This is a genomic window from Frisingicoccus sp. (assembly GCA_016298055.1).
Lineage (GTDB): Bacteria > Bacillota > Clostridia > Lachnospirales > Lachnospiraceae > Frisingicoccus.
On the sequence record JAEDDO010000176.1, the window covers coordinates 1 to 3,598 of the forward strand.

The 3,598-nt window shown below is 38.9% G+C and carries 4 protein-coding genes; all 4 read left to right on the plus strand.

Going from position 1 to position 3,598, the window contains the following annotated elements; all coding sequences use genetic code 11:
- On the plus strand, positions 1 to 733 hold a 733-nt coding region (locus tag QZZ35_RS10010), incomplete at its 5' end, for a lantibiotic immunity ABC transporter MutE/EpiE family permease subunit (protein ID WP_291237271.1).
- Between the two features lie 2 nt (positions 734 to 735).
- A complete protein-coding gene (locus tag QZZ35_RS10015) occupies positions 736 to 1,479 on the plus strand; it encodes a lantibiotic immunity ABC transporter MutG family permease subunit (RefSeq protein WP_291237272.1) in 744 nt (247 codons plus the stop codon).
- A gap of 9 nt (positions 1,480 to 1,488) precedes the next feature.
- A complete protein-coding gene (locus QZZ35_RS10020; protein ID WP_291237273.1) occupies positions 1,489 to 2,151 on the plus strand; it encodes a response regulator transcription factor in 663 nt (220 codons plus the stop codon).
- The gene (locus tag QZZ35_RS10025) at positions 2,139 to 3,548 is read left to right on the plus strand and encodes a sensor histidine kinase (protein ID WP_291237274.1); all 1,410 of its coding nucleotides are present in this window, start codon (positions 2,139 to 2,141) and stop codon (positions 3,546 to 3,548) included. Before QZZ35_RS10020 ends, QZZ35_RS10025 begins: the two co-directional genes overlap by 13 nt.
- Positions 3,549 to 3,598 lie beyond the last annotated feature (50 nt).

Sequence of the window (3,598 nt, forward strand, 5' to 3'; positions counted from 1 at the left end):
TATGATTAGCATTGTAAGAGCAGAATATCTGAAAACAAGAAGGTCGATGGGGCGGATGCTTATCTGGGCATTTCCGGTGATTGTATTTGTTTTGGCATTTGTACTTACGTTAGGAATGACAAATGCGTATGCAGAAAGTGTATGGAACTGGTGGTATACATTGCTGCTGCCCGGAATGCTTGCCATTATCTGCCATCTTTCCATAATGCGGGAGAAAAAGACAAAATACTATCATCTTATGACCCTTCCTGTCAGTAAAAGAAAATTGATGATGGGTAAGATCATCTATATGGGATGTGTGATTCTGGTGTCGAATATGATGATATTTGCAGGCGCATCCTTAGGAGGCATTCTATTGACCACCTGTGTTCCGATTCGGGGAGCAGTGATTGCAATCGTTGTTCTTACGATTTCCCAGTTATGGGAAATACCATTACTTTTATTTTTGAGTGAACGTTTTGGAATGATTGTTGAATTACTTGTATGTCTTTTTCTCACAGTCGGAGGTATAATCGTTGCACCGACAGGAAAATGGTATTTTTTTGTTTCAGCAATTCCTATGCGGATTCTTTGCCCGCTTCTTCATATACTGCCAAATGGAATAAGAGCAGAAGCAGGAAATCCGCTTTTGAATATGGGGGTCGTTGTCCCGGGTATTTGTTTATCCGTTATATGGTTCATTATTGCAACAGTTTTGTTCTTAAATTGGTTTGATAAGAGAGAGGGAAAATAGGGATGTTTAGAAAAAATCTTTATGCAGACTTTTTGAAAATGAAAGGACTTTCTGTAACGGTGGCACATATTCTGATTCCGGTTATAATAAGTGGACTGTTTTTAGCATATTATTCTTTTTCCGCTTGGAGTGAGCCTGCAAAAATCATTGCTTTTTATCAGGCAGTTGGAACAGGATTTCCTGTTCTGATTGGAATATTTACTGCAAGCATAGCGGAACAGGAACAAAATGCGGGAGCGTGCCAGAATCTGCTCACCTTACAAAAAAAGACAGCAGCATTTTTATCTAAGGTAGTACTTTTGCTTATATTTAGTCTTTTTTCTGTATTATTAGCAGCGGCAATATTTTGTTTCGGCTTTTACAAAATCCTTGGATGTCGTACAATAAGAATAGTGGCCTATATGATGGCTGCATGGATCATGTGGTGCGGAAGTATTCCGCTTTATATATGGCAAATGTTTTTGGCTTTCCGGTTCGGAAAAGGAGTGTCTATTGGAGTGGGGATTTTTTCCGGACTTGTGAGCGCATTAATGCTTACGAATCTTGGAATGTTTGTCTGGAAGTATATACCTGTTTCATGGACGGGCAGAATACCGTACACGTATTTAAAGATTGTTTTAGGAGAAGCGGGAGCAATAGGTGAAATCCAGTCTGTAATACCAATAGTTTGTGTATTTACAGTGCTTAGTATGATTTATTATTTATTTTGGGCATCCCGTTGGGAAGGAAGTAAAATATCAGAATAGAGGGGCAATATGGCGAAAATTTTAGTAGTTGACGATGATACAGCAATCCTTGATATGATCGGAACAATTCTAAATAAGGATGGACATTTGGTTACAAAAGTAAATAATCCATTTGAGATCAATATGGAAAAAGTGAATCAGTATGATCTGATTTTGCTGGATATTATGATGCCGGGGCTGGACGGCTTTGTATTGTGTTCAAGAATCAGGAAGCTTGTGGACTGTCCCATTTTGTTTCTTACGGCAAAAACAGAAGAAAGCAGTTTGGTAAATGGATTGTCATTGGGAGCAGATGACTATATTTATAAGCCGTTTGGGATTATGGAACTTCGTGCAAGAGTTGCCGCACATCTTAGGCGGGAACATCGGGAACATTCTGTCAGAATGGTTGTCGGACCTGTTTGCTTTCATTTATCATTAAAGCAGATGATGATTGAGGATAAGGAAATTCCTCTCACAAAGGCTGAGTATGAAATTTGTGAGTTTCTCGCCAAAAACCGTGGGCAGGTTTTTTCAAAAGAACAGATTTTGGAACAGGTATTCGGATTTGACAGTGAGAGCAATGACAATACAATTACGACCCATATTAAAAATATTAGAACAAAGCTCTCAGATTTTCATTGCATGCCGATAAAAACAGTTTGGGGGATCGGGTATAAATGGGAAGCGTAGAAAAGAGAAGAAGCCGTACACTTAGTGGGATTTTTCTGAGATATGTACTGGTTATGCTTGGATTGATGTTCGTTTTGGGAATATGTACAGTTTTTATATTCAATATTCTTGTTAATTCAGGCGCTATTTATCCGGCGAATTACGCAGAAAGGAAGATCAATGAAGCCTATGATCGGATTCAGAAGGCGGATGAAGTGACAGAGGATATTATACCGCCTCTATGCCGTTATGTCATTTTTAATGCGGATGGAGAGGTACTTGGAGGAAATATGACAGAAGATTCGGTGAAAATTGCGTGGAATGTTGCGAATCAGGGAACCGCATCCGGAGAATTTTTTTATAAGGTAATTCCCCGTTCGGAGGAATATGTTGTTCTCCAGTACAGTCTGACACCCCAGTACCAGTCTGCATTTCTCAGAGAACACTTCATTTCACCTCAGAATCTGATGACGATTATCGTTGTTTTAAGTGGAATTGCAATGATACTATTGCCGTCTGTAAGTTTTGGGAAAAAGATGAAGCGAAAAATGAAACCGGTAATGAATGCGGTAGAGAGAATCAAGAATCAGGATCTTGAATATGAGGTATCCTATTCCGGAGTAAAAGAAATTGATGATTGCCTGTCATCCATAGATGAGATGAGAAATGCATTGAAGGATTCTCTGGAACGACAATGGAAGGCGGAACAGGAAAAAAACAGACAAATGTCTGCATTGGCGCATGACATAAAAACCCCGCTTACGGTCATAAGAGGAAATGCAGAACTGCTTTCTGAAATGGAGATGACAGAAGAACAGAAAAAATATATGGATTATATAGCCAGCAGTGCATTGCAGATACAAAACTATGTACAGACATTAATAGAAGTAACAAAGTCCGTAGACGGTTATCAATATAGATTCGAAAAAATAAGGACAGAAGACATACTTGGTGACATCAAAAAACAAACATTAGGACTCTCCGAAGTTTTCAATCTGAAAATTAACTGGAAAGAACACTATATCAGTGAAACCGTAAGTATTGTTTACGACCAGGTTGTAAGGGCTGTTATGAATATCATAAAAAATGCAGCAGAACATACACCGAAAGACGGAACAATAAATATTGATATCAATGAGAAAAGAGGAATGTTAATATTTACAGTGGAAGATACTGGCAGAGGTTTTACAAAAGAAGCATTGCTGCACGGAACAGAACAATTTTTTATGGATGATACAAGCAGAAGCGGCGGTGTGCATTATGGCATTGGACTGTTTTCCGCAAAAACAATCGCCGGGAAACATGGTGGAAAAATATCGCTCACAAATTCTAAAAAAACCGGCGGAGCAAAAGTGGAGATATGCTTTGAAATCAATGAGCCAATGGGTGAGCCAATGGGGACGGAGTTTTTGGCTTAAGAGGACATGTTCGCACTGCAACTTTAAAAGACCATAGGGGACAACAAAAA

Bases quoted from the DNA above. Each gene is read 5' to 3' on its own strand.
- QZZ35_RS10020 (WP_291237273.1), top strand. From the start codon at position 1,489: ATGGCGAAAATTTTAGTAGTTGACGATGATACAGCAATCCTTGATATG.
- QZZ35_RS10025 (WP_291237274.1), top strand. From the start codon at position 2,139: ATGGGAAGCGTAGAAAAGAGAAGAAGCCGTACACTTAGTGGGATTTTT.
- QZZ35_RS10015 (WP_291237272.1), top strand. From the start codon at position 736: ATGTTTAGAAAAAATCTTTATGCAGACTTTTTGAAAATGAAAGGACTT.